Annotated in this window: 14 protein-coding genes and 3 tRNA genes; 8 read left to right on the top strand and 9 right to left on the bottom strand. The window is 51.2% G+C overall.

Going from position 1 to position 18,798, the window contains the following annotated elements:
* Positions 1 to 161: 161 nt before the first annotated feature.
* A tRNA-Ser gene (locus tag AB5Z02_RS09905) sits at positions 162 to 249 on the bottom strand.
* 183 nt (positions 250 to 432) lie between these two features.
* Complete coding sequence (gene dauA, locus AB5Z02_RS09900; protein WP_368215923.1) at positions 433 to 2,169, bottom strand: C4-dicarboxylic acid transporter DauA; 1,737 nt, start codon at positions 2,167 to 2,169, stop codon at positions 433 to 435.
* 487 nt (positions 2,170 to 2,656) lie between these two features.
* Here dauA and AB5Z02_RS09895 point away from each other — a divergent pair.
* From AB5Z02_RS09895 to AB5Z02_RS09870, 6 genes are all read left to right on the top strand, one after another.
* Positions 2,657 to 2,732, top strand: a tRNA-Asn gene (locus tag AB5Z02_RS09895).
* Between the two features lie 4 nt (positions 2,733 to 2,736).
* A tRNA-Asn gene (locus tag AB5Z02_RS09890) sits at positions 2,737 to 2,812 on the top strand.
* Positions 2,813 to 3,093: 281 nt separating this feature from the next.
* Positions 3,094 to 4,344 carry an integrase domain-containing protein gene (locus tag AB5Z02_RS09885; RefSeq protein ID WP_005361190.1) on the top strand — a complete coding sequence of 417 codons (1,251 nt, stop codon included), beginning with the start codon at positions 3,094 to 3,096 and terminating at the stop codon, positions 4,342 to 4,344.
* Positions 4,345 to 4,619: 275 nt separating this feature from the next.
* Complete coding sequence (locus AB5Z02_RS09880; RefSeq protein WP_139460606.1) at positions 4,620 to 4,892, top strand: AlpA family transcriptional regulator; 273 nt, start codon at positions 4,620 to 4,622, stop codon at positions 4,890 to 4,892.
* Positions 4,893 to 4,894: 2 nt separating this feature from the next.
* Complete coding sequence (locus AB5Z02_RS09875) at positions 4,895 to 5,788, top strand: toprim domain-containing protein (protein ID WP_157188046.1); 894 nt, start codon at positions 4,895 to 4,897, stop codon at positions 5,786 to 5,788.
* Positions 5,789 to 5,868: 80 nt separating this feature from the next.
* Positions 5,869 to 7,572, top strand: coding sequence for a DUF927 domain-containing protein (locus AB5Z02_RS09870; protein ID WP_368215922.1), 1,704 nt, complete (start codon positions 5,869 to 5,871; stop codon positions 7,570 to 7,572).
* Between the two features lie 42 nt (positions 7,573 to 7,614).
* On the opposite strand, the gene AB5Z02_RS09865 is transcribed toward AB5Z02_RS09870, so the two are convergent.
* From AB5Z02_RS09865 to umuD, 3 genes are all read right to left on the bottom strand, one after another.
* Complete coding sequence (locus tag AB5Z02_RS09865) at positions 7,615 to 8,121, bottom strand: hypothetical protein (RefSeq protein ID WP_005361211.1); 507 nt, start codon at positions 8,119 to 8,121, stop codon at positions 7,615 to 7,617.
* Between the two features lie 519 nt (positions 8,122 to 8,640).
* On the bottom strand, positions 8,641 to 9,900 hold the full coding sequence (gene umuC / locus AB5Z02_RS09860) for a translesion error-prone DNA polymerase V subunit UmuC (RefSeq protein WP_368215921.1): 1,260 nt from the start codon (positions 9,898 to 9,900) through the stop codon (positions 8,641 to 8,643).
* Positions 9,881 to 10,324: a translesion error-prone DNA polymerase V autoproteolytic subunit gene (umuD, locus tag AB5Z02_RS09855; RefSeq protein WP_139746934.1), complete on the bottom strand. Its 444-nt coding sequence runs from the start codon at positions 10,322 to 10,324 to the stop codon at positions 9,881 to 9,883. Before umuD ends, umuC begins: the two co-directional genes overlap by 20 nt.
* Positions 10,325 to 10,440: 116 nt before the next feature.
* Between umuD and AB5Z02_RS09850 the strand changes: the two genes are divergently transcribed.
* Together AB5Z02_RS09850 and AB5Z02_RS09845 are read left to right on the top strand one after the other, a co-directional pair.
* Positions 10,441 to 10,629, top strand: a complete 189-nt coding sequence (locus tag AB5Z02_RS09850; RefSeq protein WP_368215920.1) for a DUF3283 family protein — start codon at positions 10,441 to 10,443, stop codon at positions 10,627 to 10,629.
* Positions 10,630 to 11,288: 659 nt separating this feature from the next.
* A complete protein-coding gene (locus AB5Z02_RS09845) occupies positions 11,289 to 12,521 on the top strand; it encodes an EAL domain-containing protein (protein ID WP_216963221.1) in 1,233 nt (410 codons plus the stop codon).
* Between the two features lie 96 nt (positions 12,522 to 12,617).
* Here AB5Z02_RS09845 and AB5Z02_RS09840 read toward each other — a convergent pair whose 3' ends face one another.
* The 4 genes from AB5Z02_RS09840 to AB5Z02_RS09825 form a co-directional block, all read right to left on the bottom strand.
* Positions 12,618 to 16,247 (bottom strand): transporter substrate-binding domain-containing protein, encoded by a 3,630-nt coding sequence (locus tag AB5Z02_RS09840; RefSeq protein WP_216963224.1) that lies wholly within the window; start codon positions 16,245 to 16,247, stop codon positions 12,618 to 12,620.
* Positions 16,248 to 16,250: 3 nt separating this feature from the next.
* A complete protein-coding gene (locus tag AB5Z02_RS09835) occupies positions 16,251 to 16,874 on the bottom strand; it encodes a response regulator transcription factor (protein ID WP_139405446.1) in 624 nt (207 codons plus the stop codon).
* A 118-nt stretch (positions 16,875 to 16,992) separates the two neighbouring features.
* The gene (locus AB5Z02_RS09830) at positions 16,993 to 17,565 is read right to left on the bottom strand and encodes a cytochrome b (protein ID WP_368215919.1); all 573 of its coding nucleotides are present in this window, start codon (positions 17,563 to 17,565) and stop codon (positions 16,993 to 16,995) included.
* 415 nt (positions 17,566 to 17,980) lie between these two features.
* On the bottom strand, positions 17,981 to 18,798 hold an 818-nt coding region (locus tag AB5Z02_RS09825; RefSeq protein WP_368215918.1), incomplete at its 5' end, for an Ig-like domain-containing protein.

The raw sequence follows: 18,798 nt of genomic DNA, 5'->3' as shown, positions 1-18,798 counted from the left end.
CCGTAGCGTCAAAGTCACCGAGGCTTTTCACTGCGATTGTCCAAGCGGTTCAGCCAGATGCTGGGCTATCAACAATGAGGATTTGCAGTCCTATGCTAACAACCGCTCGGGATTGCGCCATAAAACAAAAGCCCTGATGTTTCCATCAGGGCTTTGCAATGTGGCGGTGAGGGAGGGATTCGAACCCTCGATACGTTGCCGTATACACACTTTCCAGGCGTGCTCCTTCAGCCACTCGGACACCTCACCAAATTTTTGCTCACTGCTTTATGTGCTTGAGCTGCACATTCACTGGCGGACCATGCCGCGGCGACGGGGCGTAATGTAAGGGATACGATGGCTTTTGGTCAATGCAATTTTTTACTTTTTGCGTTCGTTTGCTCAATATCCGAACCAAGTGACCAAAAATATGCCGTTTCGTATCCCTTTCAATCAATTTACTGCCGCTTCGTGCAAATGTTCACCTTTGAGCGCCTCTTCCAGCGAGCCGTAAAATTCCAGCTTGCCGGGCTGCGGCCGTACCTTGGCGCGTGCCAGGGTCTTGAGCGGTTGGAACTGCAACTCGGCCACCCGCAACTCGACACCGGCTTTAGCCATCTGCTTGCCAAAGTGGAGGAAGGCAGACAGGCCGCCCGCATCGAGGATGGAAACCGCCTCCATCTGCAACACCAGCACCTTGTGCCCTTTCACTTGTGATTCCAGCTCGGCAAAGACCCGTTCGGCCGCTGCGAAGAAGAGCGGGCCGTTGATCTTGTAGAGCAGGCCATTGTTCGGCACCTCATGGGCATAGCGCTTGTGCTCGGCCAAATCGTGCAGTTTGGTCATCTTGGCGATTTCGCGCATAAAGAGCAGGGATGCCAGGATCACCCCGAAAGTAATGGCGATGACCATGTCGAAAATGACGGTGAGCGACAGGCAGACCAGCAGCACCAGCACATCGGATTTGGGGGCGCGACGGATCAGCTCCACCACCTTGTGCGCTTCACTCATGTTCCAGGCCACGATGAGCAGCAAGGCAGCCATGGCCGAGAGCGGCAACCAGGAGAGCCAGGGGGCCAGCACCAGAATGGCGGCCAGCACCACCAGCGCATGGACGATCCCCGAGATGGGGGACGTAGCGCCGGCACGCACGTTGGCGGCAGAGCGGGCGATGGCAGCGGTAGCGGTAATGCCGCCAAAGAAGGGGGCGAAGATGTTGCCAAGCCCCTGCCCCACCAGCTCGGCGTTGGAGCTGTGTTTGCGACCGGTCATGCCATCGAGCACCACGGCGCAGAGCAGCGATTCGATCGCCCCCAGCATCGCCATGGAGAAGGCGGCAGGCAGCAGCCGCTCAACAGCCGCCAGGTTCCATTCAACTGGCAAGCCATCCGGTCCGGGCAAGGCCCAGGGCATCACCAGGGTCGGCGCGATGGGCGGGATCCCCATCCCCTGGGTGCCATCAGCCAGGGTATAGCTGAACTTGCTGCCGATGGTGGCCACATCCACCCCAAAGTAATGGAGGCCAAAACCCAGACCTACTCCGACCAGCACCGCAGGCAGGTGGCCGGGCACAGGCAGACGCAGGCGTGGCCAGAGCAGCAGCACGGCCAGTGTTGCGACCCCCACCAGGGTATCGCCCCACTGCAAGCTTGGCAGGGCGGCGGCCAGCGCTTCGACCTTGCCCAGATAGGTTTCCGGCATCTCGGGCACGCTTAGGCCAAAGAAGTCCTTGATCTGCAAGGTGGCGATCACGATGGCGATACCACCGGTAAAGCCCAGCGTCACTGACGGGGGAATGTACTCGATAAGGCGGCCAAGACGGGCCATCCCCATCGCCACCAGAAAGAGGCCTGAGATAAGCGTCGCCATCAACAGACCGCCAACCCCGAACTGCTGGGCGACCGGGTAGAGGATCACTACAAAGGCAGCGGTCGGGCCGGAGATGGAGTAACGGGAACCACCGGTCACGGCGATCACGATACCGGCAATGATGGCGGTATAGAGACCGTGTTGCGGCGGTACACCGCTGGCGATGGCCAGTGCCATGGCGAGCGGGATGGCGATGATGCCCACCGTCACACCGGCGATAAGATCACGGCCGAAGCGGGCCATGCTGTAGGGTTCATCAATACAGGACTGGCGTAAGGCTATGGCGAGCTTCACGCTATTTAAAGAGGCTTGCTTGTGCATGTATATCGTAATACCAGAAGAGGGAGATAAAGGCCGGAGAGATCCGGCGCCCGATCATCATCAAGGGCCGGCAGGGCTGTCGACGCGGCGATGGTATCCTGCGTAACCTTACTCCAGACCGGCCATTTTTTCGATGGGCAGGATCAATGAAACGCGCGCTCACCCATTATTTGGCCTATTTGCCGCCAAATCGCCGATCTTTGCTCCTGCTCTCCCCCTTTTTGCCACAAAGATTACCATTTGAGCCTCATCTGGTTGCCAGCACGTTCGCGACATCATGCTGTCATCATCAGGTTGATGCGAACCGAACCAATGCCCCCTGCGCCGGTTGGGGGGAACGACGGCAAGGGACTGATTGTGCTGAAAATAAACCGCAAAGCGCAACTTTTGGGCAAACAGTCCGAAAATCCGGTTTTCGGGAAATTCGCGGGTTGACACCCGCCGCCCTGGTCATTAATATTCGCCCCGTCTTAACGAGACAGGCAATTCCTCCTTAGTTCAGTCGGTAGAACGGCGGACTGTTAATCCGTATGTCACTGGTTCAAGTCCAGTAGGAGGAGCCACTTTTCCCTCGTAGTTCAGTCGGTAGAACGGCGGACTGTTAATCCGTATGTCACAGGTTCAAGTCCTGTCGAGGGAGCCAAATACTGTTCCGAGAAGGAACGAGAAAGACCAGAAACCCGCATTCCGAAAGGCTTGCGGGTTTTTTGTTGTCCGAAATAGTTCGGCGAAGTTCGCCAAGAACCGGGGTCATTGGTACCATGAATGGTACCAGCGAACACCAACGCCAATTTTCATTGGCGCTTCTCGTTGTATTAGTGTCATGGTTGATGCTGGTACCACGAGCACAACTCGTGGTACCAAAACAAGGCAAACATAGTCAACGCTGGTACCAAGTCAGTCATCATCAAGGAGGATAATGAGATGGCTAAAGATCTGCTGAGCGACAGCAAAATCAAGGCGGCAAAGCCCAAAGAAAAGGACTACACCCTGTCAGATGGTGAAGGGCTACAATTGCGAGTCTCTGTGCAAGGTTCCAAACTTTGGGTGTTCAAGTACTATCGGCCCGCAGATAAAACTCGGACCAATATGAGCTTCGGCTCTTATCCCGAAGTTCCCCTCGCCAAGGCTCGAGAACTAAGGCAAGGCGCCCGCAGCCTTCTAGCTCAAGGCATCGATCCGAAAGCTCACCGAGATGAACAAGCTCAGGCTGCGGCTGACCAACAGGCAGCAAACTCAGCAACCTTCGAGCGTATGGCGGCTAAGTGGCTCGAACTCAAAAGTCATTCTGTTACCCCTCGCTATGCGTCTCATGCCTGGCGAACTCTGCAACTTAATATCCTTCCCCACATTGGTTCACTACCCATCGATCAGATCCGGGCACCACAAGTTATTGAGTTGCTTCGTCCGCTCGAAGCGCAGGGCAAGTACGAAACAGTGCACCGTCTGTGCCAACGAGTTAATGAAATTCTCGACTACTGCGTAAACCACGGTCTGCTTAATGCGAACCCATGTACTGCCATACACAAAGTATTCAAGAAGCCCGCTGGGCAACACATGCCAACCATCAAGCCATCCGAACTACCTCAGCTCATGGCTGATATAGCTAATGGCAGCTTGAGTAATACGACGCGTGGTCAGATCGAATGGAGTCTTCATACGCTGGTACGCCCGAGTGAATCGGCCGGTACTCGCTGGGATGAGATCGATTTTGACGGCAAGGTATGGAACATTCCGGCCGACAGGATGAAGATGTCTCGTCCGCACCGAGTCCCGCTAACGGATCAAGCTATAGCTCTTCTTGAGTTCATGAAGCCCATTAGTGGACATCGTCCATTTGTATTCCCCGGGGATCGAGACCCTCTTGGCCACATCAACCCACAAACTGCAAATGCGGCACTTAAGCGGCTTGGGTATGGGGGACGTCTAGTTGCACATGGCCTACGCTCTCTTGGGAGTACCATTCTGAACGAGCACGGCTTCAACCCCGATGCCATCGAAGCCGCCTTGTCGCATGCTGACGAGAACGAGGTTCGCCGCGCTTATAACCGCTCAGATTACTTTGACCAAAGGGTGACGATGATGAAGTGGTGGAGTGAGCATATAGAGCAGGCAAGTCATGGCCATGTGCCCCTCTCCTCTGTCAAAAAGACCGTGAGTCTTGTACACCGCTAACCCCGTTCTTCCCCCTACCTTCCAATGCCAGTCATCAACTTGACTGGCATTTTTTATTCCCCCCTTTATGACTGAGCATCTTGCTGGATGCCTTCTTGTTGGCGTCGTCAATGCATTCCAAAAACAAATAAAATATCACCACTTAATGAAAATAATTCATATAAAAGTGGTGTTCTAGTAGGACGATAGCATTTGCGGGTCGGTGGTTTACTGAGCGCACTGTACGGCCCCGGACCATGCCGTACCTTGACGAACCGCTACGCAAGGAGCTCAGTATGAAAACTAAAAGCACTCGTTCGACTCATATCAAAGAGGCCGAGCACCTCCACGCAGCCCCACATGCCAAGCCGCTCTCATCCACTGAACCCTCCTTTCGCTTCTTGGATATCAAAGAAGTGCTGGCTTTAATCCCTGTCAGCAAGACAACGTGGTATGACGGTATTCGGAAGGGAATCTACCCGAAAAAGTGCAGCCTCGGTGGTCGCCGCGTCGCTTGGCGCAGCTGTGATATCGAGGACTTGATGCAGAAGTTGGTCGGGGGGATGTAACCATGACCACCGCCCTCTCCTTGGAGGACTCAATGATTGCCATGGGCGTGAAGCCATCACGCGCATTGAGCCCTACACCTGGTCAGGTCCTCCGCTTTCATATTCAAGGGGACCGCCCAGGTACACGCAATGGTTGGTTGATCACCGACGAGTTGGGTAATCACGCCGCTTTTGGCTCGTGGAAGACGGGAATAAAGTGTGTATGGCGGCCAATCGGACCCGCAATACCAAGCTATATACGTGCCCAACTCACTCAGCAGGCAAAAGCTGCTGAGGCAAATCGGCTTGCCGAGGCCCAAGCAAAGGCGCTCAAGGAAGCCAAAGAGATCTGGGGGGCAGCCGAGCCCCCATACCAACACGCTTACCTTGCACGCAAACAAATCTCAGGGGTCGGTGCTCGTCAGTTTGGTAACCGGTTGATAGTACCGGTCTTCAATGCACGCTCCCAGTTGTTGAGCTTGCAAGACATTGATGAAAGCGGGAATAAGCGCTTCCATCGGGGTTTGTCACTCAAGGGCGGGTTCTTACTCCTTGGCCCTTCACCCAAGTCCGACGCCCCCGTATTGCTTTGCGAAGGCTATGCAACCGGGGCCACGCTGTTTGAGAACCTCGGCATACCGGTCGCCATTGCATTTTCTGCCGGTAACCTGCTCGAGGTCGGCCGTATCATTCGCACGCTCTATAGCAGCAGCAAGCTGTGGGTGTGTGCAGACAACGATCATGCCACTGCTGGCAACCCCGGACTAACCAAAGCGCGTACAGCAGCATATCAACTGCACGGCCGCTTGATTGTGCCACCGACCATCCCCGGTATAACCGACTTCAATGACCTCTTCTGCCTTAACGGCAAAGCCGCACTGTTCGCGAGTGTTGAGGCCGCTCCTCCAGCCCATTAAATCCGGTGTCACGGCGTCACTGTGTCACAAACACCAACGAGACCGGATCGTTCAACCAACTTTATACAAAGGAATATCTCATGAATACAAGGCGTTACGAGCTGAAGGTTGAGCCCTTCCAGTTAGGTCCCATTGAGTTTCAAGATGGACTCTACTGTGTCACCACTGACAAAGGTCAAGACGATGTGTGGAGCAGGATCGGTGCTCCACTCTGGGTAATCGCCAGCGGGAGCGACACTGCGGGTCTAGGCTGGGGCATACAGGTCAACTGGTATAGCCCGGATGGCCGGCCGCAGGAGGCGTTTATTCGAGATGTTCACCTGCTGTCTGACGGACGCGAAGCGTTGATGAAGCTGATGGACGGAGGCTATCGCTTCAACTTGGGTATGAAGAGACAGCTGATTGACTATCTCAACTCGAAGCCCACTGACAACACGCGTATTCGGCATGACCGGCTAGGCTGGATCCCGGATACCCACATCTTCATGTTTGGAGATGGGGCTGTGGGATATGCCAATGCGGTCAAGTATATCTATACCGGTCATACCCCAATACAATCCGACGTGGCAGGCACCTTGGACGAATGGCGTGATGAAGTTGCGGCGCTGTGCCTTAGCAACAGCCGCTTGCTATTAAGTACCTCGCTTGCTTTCGCTGGCCCCTTGCTGCGCTTGACCAATCAGAGCAGCTTTGGCGTCCATCTGGTGGGGCCATCCTCAATCGGCAAGAGCACCGCCATGCTGGTTGCAGCCAGCGTGCTCGGCAAGCCTGCCAACAAGATCCAGACTTGGAATGCTACCAAGGTGGGATTGGAAACCACCGCGGACTTGTGCAACGACAGCACCCTCTTTCTGGACGAGATCGGGCAGGCAGACCCTCATGTTCTGGGCGACACCATCTACATGCTGGCCAACGGTGAAGGACGAGCTCGTGCCAATGCCGATCTGTCGCGCCGTGCCAAACTACAATGGCGAACAACCTTCCTCAGCAACGGGGAAGTTGACTTGGAGCACAGCCTCGCCTCGGTCGGTAAGCGTCACAAAGCTGGCCATGATGTCCGCATGATCAATATTGAGGCCGATACCGACCGCCATGGCATCTTCGAAGAGTTGCATGGCCATCCGAGTGGAGCCTCCCTCTCCAAGACCCTCGCAGAACGTACTACCCGGTATCATGGCGTTGCCTTCCGCTCTTTTGTTGAAGAGCTGACCTTGGACATCGATGGTGCTCAGGCATTCGTTGACGAGCATCGCGCTGACATGATGCGACGGCTTGGAGCCAAAGAGTGTGATGGCCAAGTGCAAAGGGTGGCCGATGCATTCGGATTGATATCGGCTGCAGGTGAGTTGGCCAACCGCTTCGGGATCACAGGTTGGCCTGCGGGTAGTGTAGCAGCCGTTGTCGAGCAACTATTCCGCAAGTGGCTCGCAAAGCGTGGTACAAGCGGATCCCTTGAAGAAGCAAACATTATCGAGCAGTTGGTCGAGCTACTCGAACGCCGCAGAGGGCAGTTCCTTGCCGATGGGCCGAATGTCACGAAGCTGGGAGAGACTTACGGCTACACGACCTCTCTCGAACTGCACCTCTATGTGGATGGGTTTAAACAAACCTTCATCGGTTTTAACGCCAACTATGTCCATAAGGTGTTGCGTAAACACGGCATCCTCACACATGGCACCGGCCGCGACCTGCCCCGACACAAGAAATCCAGGGTGTATCAATTGTCGTTGGACAAGATAGCGGACGCCCACGACAGGCTGTTGTCGGAACAAGGAGGAGAGTAAACAACAGGGGCCGCAGAACGCGGCCCCTTTTCTTGTTTGTGGTTAGTGTAGAGGTGATTGTGGTTCGTCAGCCCCCTCCTCTTCAAGCCAATGCTGCCGCTTGTGTGTCAGTTGAGCGACCAGCTCTTCCTGCGACCATACCCTCTCTCGCAGGTCGGTCTCGACTCGCCCTCGCAGTTGCTCAAAGAAATATTCATCCGCGATGGCCATCAGATAGGCCAGCTCCAACACCTCATCACCGTTGAGCGAGACACGACGAGCCTTTCGCTTGGCACTCACGCTCACCTTCTCTTCCCGCTGGCTGTGACTAACATGGAGCCCAAGGAGAGACGGGTTCAGACCGGAGATGATGCGCTCGCTCAATCCCCACTTGATGCTATCCATCAACGGCTTGCCCAGAATGCCCCCTGTTGCCACCGTCAGTGACGCGACAAACAGGCTGAAGTCCAACAACTCCTCCTTGGTCAGCTGACCGTTATCCAGCATCCGCTGGATCGACCGACCCGACTTGCCAAAGAGTCGCTCTATGAGATCGAGATTCACTTTCATGATGATGTCCTTTGGTTTTGGCACTATTGCCGCCCCAAGATTTAAGTCCCCCTTTAGGGGGACAAATGGCCATCAAATGCAATTGATATTTATTCCCATCAAGTTGAGTGTAACTTCATAAGTTCATGAGAGATATTGGGCCACAGGTCGATTGATGCGGCCCTGCTCGACGGGATCTCGAATGCACTGCCCCTCCTCTAGGTCATGCCAAAGATGGGGTTCGTTTCCTATTATAGGAAACGAACATTCTAGCAATTTCAATTGGTTACCATACCTAGCAGCGGTCATAACAGCACACTCACCCGCAAAGGATGAGTCGAGGGTGAGTGTGGATATCGGTTGCACAAGGGAGAAAAACCGGTACCGACGGGGTGGTGGGGATGGGTCAAATCAAGATGGGGGGGCGGGAGGTGTCCCCGCCGCCGCGCATGTGGAATGTGTCACCAGGGCCCGTCTACATTCGCAGCACTTTTCCAAAACGTCCTACTACAGCCAAGTAGCTGCTTCATTGTGTCTTGGTTACCTCGCCACCGGCAGGTCCTCCCAGCGGGTGGTGTAGCAGGGGCTCAGGTGCTCTTGTCGCATCATCCACTCAAGCGACCCCGTGCCTTGGCTGGCAAAGCCTACTCGCCCCAATCCCTTGGCTTTGATCTGGTCCATCACGGCCATCAGCGCGTCCGATTGAGCGGAGGACGGGGCAAACAGGTCAGCCTGTTGCTGCCCCTTGGGGGTGAACTCACTCAGCATGACCCCACCCTTCTGATAGCGGTAACCGTCGCGCCAAATCTGCGGTAGCAGCACGTTCACTTGCTGCAGCAGCAACCGGGTATCATCGCTAGGGCAGACCAGCCGGATGCCCGCCTGCTCACTGTAGTAAGGGGCTCGTTCATCAAAGGGGCTGGTTCGCACGAACAGGTGCACCCGCTGGCAACACATCCCCTCGGCCCGCAGCTTCTCGGCTGCGCGAGCCATAAAGCCTGACAACGCTTGGGCCATTTCTCCACGGTCAGTCACTCGCTCACCAAAGGAACGGCTCGAGAGGATCTGCAGCTTCGCCGCCGGTTCAACGGTCAGCTCTGCGCAAGGCAGGCCACGCAGCTCCTGTACGATCCGCTCGACCACCACGCCGTATTGGGCGCGTAACCCTTTGGCATCGATAGCCACCAGGTCAGCCACGGTGTTGATGCCTTGTGCCACCAACTTGGCCCCCAAGCGCCGTCCTATGCCCCACACCTCGTCCACCGGGGTGATAGCCATCAGCCGGGCACGGCGCAGCTCGTCACGCAAGTCCACGACGCCACCCGTGGCAGGCCACTTCTTGGCTGCATAGTTGGCCAGCTTGGCGAGGGTCTTGGTGGGGCCTATCCCAACCCCTACCGTGAGGCCGGTCCACTGCCACACTCGCTGCCGGATCTGTTGTCCATAGGCTCTCAGGTCCCCGGCAAACGACTCCGACAGTGACAGGAAAGCTTCATCGATGGAGTAGACCTCCAGCTCGGGGGCCATGGTCTCCAACGTGCTCATCACCCTGCCAGACATGTCTCCATAGAGCGCGTAGTTGGAGCTGAATGCCACACCGCCATGCGCCTCGAACTGCTTGCGGATCTTGAAGTAGGGCCCGGCCATCTTGATACCCATCGCCTTGGCTTCGGGGCTGCGCGACACCACGCATCCATCGTTGTTGGAGAGCACCACGATCGGGCAGCCACGCAGCTCAGGGCGAAACAACCGCTCACAGCTGGCGTAGAAGTTGTTTACATCAACGAGCGCTATAGCCATCACGCAGCCTCAGATTGCCAATCACATGGGTGACCACTCCGAACAACTCCAGGGAGAGGCTCATACAAGGGTCGATAGGCGAGAACGCCGGATTGGCTGGCAACAGCCGCAACCTCGGCTTGAGCTGCAAGGTCTTTACCGTGAAGCCGCCATCGAGTAGTGCAATCACCACATCACCATGGCGCGGGGTGAGGCTCTTATCGACCACCAGCAAGTCACCGGGAAAGATGCCGACCCCGGTCATGCTCTCCCCCTCGGCACGCAGATAGAAGGTTGCTGCAGGGTGGGCCACGCAGTGGGTGTTGAGGTCCAACTTCCCTTCCAGATAGTCGCTGGCTGGGCTGGGAAAGCCGCAAGAGGCGCGGTGCAAAAACAGCGGGATGGTCACCTCGGCGGGTGATGGGTCTGGGGTTAACAACTTCATGGCAACAACACCTGTATTTATATACAGCCATTATAGCGCACCACCTTTGAACCAGCGCAAGTCCCGCATGCCAGTGATGGCATACCATGGCGCCAACAAATAACAAAGAGGCCAGTATGAGTCACAATCTGTGTGCCCTACCGAAAGAACAGCAAGAACGGGTCGAGGTCGAGAAGGCCGCCGCATATGCGGTATGGAAGGAGCGCAACGGTCACTTGGTCAGCGCAGAAAGCGAAGCGAACCAACATCAAGGTGAACTGGGTCGCTACTTCCTTGAAAAGGTCGCCTACTTCAAGTCTCGCTGACCTTATCAACATGTTCATCGGTGGCTATGCAGGTCACCGCATTCCAAACAACTTAACGAGGTACGTATTGTAACGGCATTGGGGTTTACAAGTCTCAAGTCGTAGTTGTCATTGAAGGCTGCCAGCTGAAACTCTCGATACCTGATGTCAATGAACTCCACGATGACGGGTGTGATGTCATAGACATCGTTTTAAATTCCTTCTAGATGACTCACATTGTGCACACATGCCCCTATTACTCGCTATATGTGTACCTTTAAGTATTCCCTAATGTAACGAAAAACCGAACCTATACTAATAACAAAGCCAATAAAAAATACAATTCTCCAATAATAAAACAGCTTCTCTTTGGAGGACTAATCAGATGAGTCACCACTCTCTTATTAAAGTAAATAATACCGCAACAATAACTAAATAATCAGGCATCAACACGGTAGGAAATTAAAATAACACCAAAACACATGATTAATTAAAATTTCATGTGCTCATTGAAAATTCATGGTCACCATCTTGTATAGTTAAGGGGGCCCATCCCCTCAAACGCACTTCTTCATACAACCTGCTAAAATAGATAACAAGGCCAAGTCATTCATAAAAATCAGCTTTATTGAGAATCATTCAACACCATTCATGAATCATTTCAAGAGGAGAACAGCAAAATGGAGGCTCATATCTGGAACAATAAAGACAATTTGGTTCTCTTGATTGTAGAAGACTACGCGCTTCACCGCACCATACTGGTCAGTATGCTTAGCAACATGGGTTTCCAACATATTTTAGAGGCAGAGGATGGGTTTGATGCGCTGGAGGTTTGTGAACAAAACTGCGTCGACATTCTGTTCTGTGATCTAAGGCTCCCAGGAATGGATGGCATGGCACTACTACGAAGACTTTCCTCTAAAGAATTTAAAGGAGGAATCATTCTTTCTAGTGTGCTAGAGAACGATGTGGTCGATGCAGTATTGCGAATGGGAGCAGAATTTGGTCTGCAAATATTAGGTAAAATTGATAAACCGACCAACCCTTCTCAGCTAGAAGCATTAATCGGCCGTTGGTCACCAGTATTAACCGTTTTATCCGATAAGAAACAAGAGCCACGAATTACCAATATTGACCTGGAATATGCGATTCAGCATGGACAGATACACCCATGGTATCAACCCAAGGTTGACTTTTTCACTAGTGAATGGTGTGGCATTGAAGTGCTTGCTCGGTGGCTTCATCCAACATATGGGATGATACCACCGGATCTATTTATACCACTGGCAGAAAAACATGATCTAATGCACCCACTTACCGAGATGATTATTCGTGATGCCCTTTCACAATACCATCAGTGTGCCAAAGGCAAACCATCATTAAATATGGCTCTAAACTTATCGGCTAGTTCAATTACTGATAAAAGCTTGAGTAATTTTCTGCTACTACATTGTGGATTGAACCAGATCCCCCCTCAGAAAATCACTCTGGAAATTACGGAAAGTGCGTTTACTGAAGATATCGGTCAAGCACTTGAAGTATTAACACGGCTAAGAATGCATGGGTTCGGTATTTCTATTGACGATTTTGGCACAGGATACTCATCACTACAGCAGCTGGCTTTGCTCCCTTTCACCGAGTTAAAACTTGATCGTACTTTTGTCGATCACTGCCATAACATGCCATCACATCTAGCTATCATAGAAACAAGTATCAAGTTGGCCAATAACCTTGGACTAAAAACAGTGGCCGAGGGCGTAGAGAATATAGATACGTGGCAAATTCTAAAAAAACTGGGCTGCGATATATGTCAAGGTTATATTGCAGGAAAAGCGATGCCATATCATGAATTGAGTGGTTGGCATCTAAATTGGAAAGCCAAGTCAGTAACGTTAAATTCTGGATTCGAGTAAACTTAAAATAAAAAGACCCCTTGCATTTTTAATCCAGGGGTCTGAAAAATACCTCAATTATAGTATGAAGATTTAAATCACCCTTCATTTCTTCTCTTATTCAATTACGCCTTTACTCTCCTGCCAATATAAAATCCCCTGTTTTACTTGGCCATAAATATCATTAACCTGATCCAGCGATCTCGGCATAGACCCACTCAAATTGGGTGCTTGTTCCCACTCGGTGCAACATTCAACAAGTTGATCAGCACCGATGATCCTTGCACCACCTTTGATTCTGTGCAAATAATCGAGAAAACGCCGGCTATCATTATCGTTACTAGCCAATGTCAACATAGCGATATCATCATCCGTAGCCTTCAAGAACTCTTGTAGCAAAGGCAACATAAACTGGGTATTTCCGGCTGCTAATCCCCCAAGCACCTGGTCAATCCGTTCAGCTATTGCTGCACTAGTCGTCACTTGTGCATCATTACCCGATGGTCGTGGATCATGCTTGGCAAGACAATCTCGAATCTGATCCAGACTGACAGGCTTGAATAAACAATCATCCATGCCTACTTCGATCGCATGCTGGATCTGCTCTTGTCTCGCATCGGCGGTCAACCCAATAATAACTGTCCGTTCTCGTTGCTCGTCACGCTCTTGCTGACGATAGCGCTCAGTAAAATCAAGGCCATTTATATCCGGCATATTAAAATCGGTAATAATGAAATCGAAGCGTTGATCCACTAACTGCTGTAAGGCATCCCGACCGGACTCAGCCATCGTAACCTCGTGCCCTAAAAAGGTCAGTTGTTGATTCACCAACAATCGATTAGTTGGATGATCATCGATAATCAGAATTCGACTGCTGCGGGTGGCAATAGCTGATATGTCACTCAACGTCGGGAGTGATGGCCGCACCATAGCAGAACTGCCAACTATTGGTAACCGCAGTGATATCAGGACCCTTGTACCTTGACCCGGTTCGCTCATCAGTTCGAGACGCCCCCCCATCATTTCGCACAGGGTACGACAAATCATCAAACCGAGCCCGGTACCAGAACGATACTCATCTTGGGACTGTTCTACCTGACTGAAAGGTTGAAACAAACGAGTTTGATCATCCTGGCTTATCCCTATCCCGGTATCCGTAACGTTTATCGTCACTACACACTCGTCATCCTCGCTTAATAGTGTAAGAGCAAGATCAACGCCCCCTCTATGGGTGAACTTAATCGCATTGCTGATCAAGTTTGATATGATCTGTTTGTAACGCATCGAGTCGATCAAAACCGTCTGTTCATCATCGATGGAACATGTGAGGTAAAGCCCCTTTTCTCGTGCATTCGCTGAGAAAACATTAATTACTGAGCGGCTAAGTTCAGCAATATTATGAGGAGCAGGAGATAGCTCAAGCTTGCCTGATTCAATTTTTGATACATCAAGGATATCCCCAATCAATCCCAGCAATTCTTTCGAAGACTTGAGTGCAATTTCGATTGAATCATTCGCCTGTGCACTAATACCACCTTTACGAAGGGTCAATTCAAGCAAACCGATTATTGCATTCATTGGTGTGCGAATTTCATGACTCATGGTCGCAAGAAATGTTGTCTTGGCCCTATTAGCATATTCTGCACGTTGTGAGGCTTCTGCCAACTCCTCCATCAAGCGATGACGTTCACTGATATCTAGCCAACCACCAATAATACCACTGACTTCATCGGATAGATCATGATAGATATGCAACCAATAATAAACATGAAAGGCTCGACCATCCGCAAGTTTCAATAAGTGATCATTATTATAACTAACCCCATTTTCATGAAGCTTACGGTAAATCTCTCGAAGATCTTCTTGTGATTGTTCCGATATCGGCAGGTTGGCAATATTTGTGCCTAACATCCGCTCTTTTTCAACCCCAACAAAGCTACAGTAGCTTTTATTACATAGTATGAAGTTGTTATCTTTATCTCGAGCGAATACAGGATGCGGAATACTGTCAACCAGATCGTCCATGAATTTAAGCTGTTGCTTTAGCGCGAATTGAGCACGCTTTCTTTCATTGTTTTGGCGGCGCAAGATCAATGCCCATGACACCACTATCAATAGCGTGACGGTTGCTGCAACAATCTCCAGCCAGAATTGATGAAACACATCATTCAAGGTCAATATATCTTGCTTGGCGCTGACTCGCCAACGACTGGATAATACTTCCAGTTCATCTGGTGGAATTGATGCAATAACTTTATCCAATATTTCAATCAGCGCACGATTATCTGGCCGTGTTGTGAAGGCCGCTGCCACCGGCTGTGAGTCATAAAGTTCCCCTCCCACAGCAAGTGAATCGGTATGATTACTGTTAATGAAATATTGAGCAGGCCGCAATGGCACAATCGCAGCGTTACATAGCAGATTGGCAACGCAAGCCAATGCATTGTCGTACTTGTCAAAATAGGTGACTTTCAGATTATCGGATTGGTACTCTTCAACCAATTTTTCCGCTACGGTACTCTTTACCAACGCTAACGGACCATCATTTAGCACACTCTCAACATCTGAATACTTATCGTAATTTTCCTTTCTGATCACATAAACCAACGGATCCAACACAATCGCTCTGCTGAAAACCAAAGGCTGGCTATATTTTCTATTGGGGCTGCTAATGGTCACATCAGCATCACCGGATTGCACAGCATCCAACTGATCCCGCAAGTTAGTCATGACCGCCAACTTGACATTAATCCCGAGCCGTAGCCGAATTGTTTGTATCAGGTCAGCCAAGATGCCTCGAAAATAGCCATCCTGATCGACGAATCCCATCGGCGGGATCCGGTCATTGACTGCCAAGGTGATCTCTTTCTTTTGCGCCAGAAATGCCTTTTGGGCAGCGGTCAGATTGAGCGACTCACCAACCAGCGACACCCCACCTCCAGCCCAGCGTTGATAAATAGCGTTGATAGATGTAGCCGGAATGATGTCGATGGCTTTGTTGATTAATTGCTGGAGGAGTTTGTTTTCGGGAGAGAGGGCAAATGAGAAACCGTAAGAGTTGAATGGTATCGTTTTTCCGAATTCAACATTCTCCAGATAGAATTTGTTGACTAAAAAGTTCCCAGATAACAAGTCGATCAAAACCGCATCATTTCTTTTGTAGGCCACACTGGCCAAGGCACTGTAACGCCCTGAATAATGAATGACTTTTTTATCATTGAACAAGGTGTTGAAAAATTCGTCTGGTAGGTAATCTTGTGGCACCGCAACAGATTCAACGTCATCTACCTGTATGCCCTGGCGAATAAAGAGCACAGGGGTGTCGCTAATATAGGGCTTGGTGAGTAAAAAACCCTGAAAAGATTCATAGGTGTTTGCGGAACCAATAAAATCTACTTCTCCACGCCTGATTGCCTGCAATGCAGCAGAGCGTGTCTCATAGCGCTTGGCGATGACAGGGATGCCAAAGGTGGCAGAGAGCAACCCCACGATGTCTGCCGTAACCCCTTCATAGTCACCGGACATCAGAGATATATCGAGAGGTGGATTGTCGGGGGCAGGCACGGCCAACACCAACTGCTTTTTATTGTGCAGCCATGTCTGTTCGGCGGTATTAAAGGGCGTCACGGCTCGACTGACAGGGACTGGCTCACGGGAAAATATTGGAATTATGGTCTGATCCGTTTTTTCTGAAGCGACAACAGTGGAGCAAGTGATAAAAAAAAATAGCGTCAAGATTTTTTTCATGGCTCAGACCAGATTATGGCGTTTGGCAAAGTTAAGTAGATCGACAATATTGTTGAGCTGTAACTTGGTCATCAGCCTTGTTTTATAGGTACTAATTGTTTTTTCACTTAATACCAAATCGTTGGCAATTTTCTTGTTATTATCGCCTCTTGCCAAAGCCATCAGCACACTCATCTCACGCATTGAAAGCGTCTTCAATACCTCTGCACTGTCGATATCTGACTTGCCGGCAGCATCAAAGCGAAGGGCTTGGTCAAATAACACATAGCCAGCCAGCACCTGCTCCACCACAGAAGAGAGCTTGGTGAGATCATCAAGCTTGGAGACAAAGGCGGAGACCCCCAGTTGAACACAGCGGGTTTTGACGTGGTCGCTGTCATGGGCACTTAACACGATAATTCTTGGTGACATGGCCAGCTCGTGGCAGCGCTTGATTACATCAAAGCCATCGATACGGGGAATATTGATATCGAGCACCAGGATATCGGGCGCTTGCTGGCGGATCTGCGCCAGAGCATCGATACCATTATCAAATTCACCCGAGATCTGGTGGCCCTTACTTTTTAACAGGATGCCTACGGCCATTCTGATAGCCGGATGGTCATCCACAATCATGATCGTTGCCATGCGATTCCTTTATCAAGCCAATAGTAAAGCCAGTAAGTTATTGATTGTAACCTAGAACATTATCGATAAGGGGGCAAGTCAGCAGTCGGATGGTACCTGCCGACCTGTGGTACAACACTTAGCGCAACAACATTCTGGTCAAGAGATTGTGCCCCTTGAACCGGTGCACCATCACAGCAGTGATATGCAGCAGCACCACGGCCATCATGGCAAAGGCCAGAACACTGTGGCACTGCAACAAGAGCTGGTAGATGGTGTTAGTGGCCGCTTGTTTGGGATCACCCAACTCAACGAGGTTGGGCAGGGTCAGCCACTCTTGCCAGAACAGGCGCAGTTCGTATCCTTTGGCGTTGGCGGTGGCCCACCCCAGCAGGGTCAGAAGGATCACCCCGTACTGCAAGAACAGATGCACCGCCTTTTCAAGAGCGTGCTTGAGCGGATGATCCGCATTGATTGAACGGGGTCTCTCAGCGCGGTGACTTAGGGAATTGCAGATTCGCACCACAGTCGCCAGCAGTAAAAAGAAACCGACCGTCTCATGGCCGATAAATGTGGCAAACACTGTATCTTTGGTAAAGGGGAGATGGAAGGTTTTAACACTCCAATAAAAAAGAGAAAAAAATATAACCATTGTCATCAAGATAGCTATAAGCCAATGAAAAACAATCATTGTGCCGTGATATTTTTTCACCAACATAAACTCCACCAATTACATTATTACTAACCATAAAAATGAATATACTGCAATGATATTTAAATCAGTCAATTCCTACTATCTAAATGAAACTCAGTAATAACCCCCTATAAATGACAGCAAATTAATTACAGAATTAAAAACAGCACGATTATCTTTAATAGTAGACCGTTCCTAAGTTATTGGTCTTTGACATTACCATACCTCTATTTCTTCAAGCTCTAGCTATACCTACCTTTTACGAGTTTAGCATAACGAAATAATTCGTAAGCACCGTTGAATAACCAGGGCAGCGTTGTTTATTGTTTCAATTAATCTTCCTGTTTGTTTAGTGCTTGGTGTTGGCAGCCCATCAGTAGATGGGCAACCTATTTATGACAAGACGATTTACGAGACCTTCATCTCCTGACCGTCACTGTGCGGTGACGTGAACACGGAAGGTGTAACCCTGATCCGCACCGGTCGTTGTGTAGCGATCAAAGGAGCCGATATCGCTCCAGTTCACGCCATCATTGGTACGTTGCCACTGGTAAGTCAGCCGTGAACCGCCAGTCAGTTGCTCATCACCCCGGCCGGTTTGTCCGTCAACCTCTCCTTCCAGGCGCACATGGGCATAGAGGATAGTACCCACCGGAGCATAAGCCGGTACATCGTTACCACTCTGGTCAGTCACCCGCACACCATCGCTTGCGATCTGCCCAGCAGCAAAGTTCACATCAGCCTGTTGGCTGGAGCCCAGCAGGGATGCGGTTACAGTAACGCTGGCAATCCCGGTATGTCTCACCTCGATGCGGGCAATACCGTTCACATCAGTGATGCTGGTTGTTCCCGAGAGGCTGCCGGCAGTGGTGGTCCACTCGACGGTCACACCGGCTTTCGCATTGCCCGCAGCATCGACTACTGCCACTTGCAACTCGTTACTGTCAATACCATTCGCTACAGCGTTATTACGTACCACAGTCAGGCTGTTATCACTCAACTTCATACCACCATTAAGCGGGTCGTTCGGGTCGAGCGGATTGCTGCCGTTGTCTACTTCGGTCTTGTCATCAATGCCGTCACCATCGGTATCCTTGTTCTCCGGATCGGTACCGAGCTGGCTTTCCTGACCGTTGGTCAGGCCGTCACCATCAAGATCCCCGTCCGGATCAGCCACCGGGTCGTTCGGGTCGAGCGGATTGCTGCCGTTGTCTACTTCGGTCTTGTCATCAATGCCGTCACCATCGGTAT

This window comes from Aeromonas sp. R2-3, from assembly GCF_040908375.1.
GTDB lineage: Bacteria > Pseudomonadota > Gammaproteobacteria > Enterobacterales > Aeromonadaceae > Aeromonas > Aeromonas veronii.
This window is presented reverse-complemented; position numbering and strand designations above follow the sequence as displayed.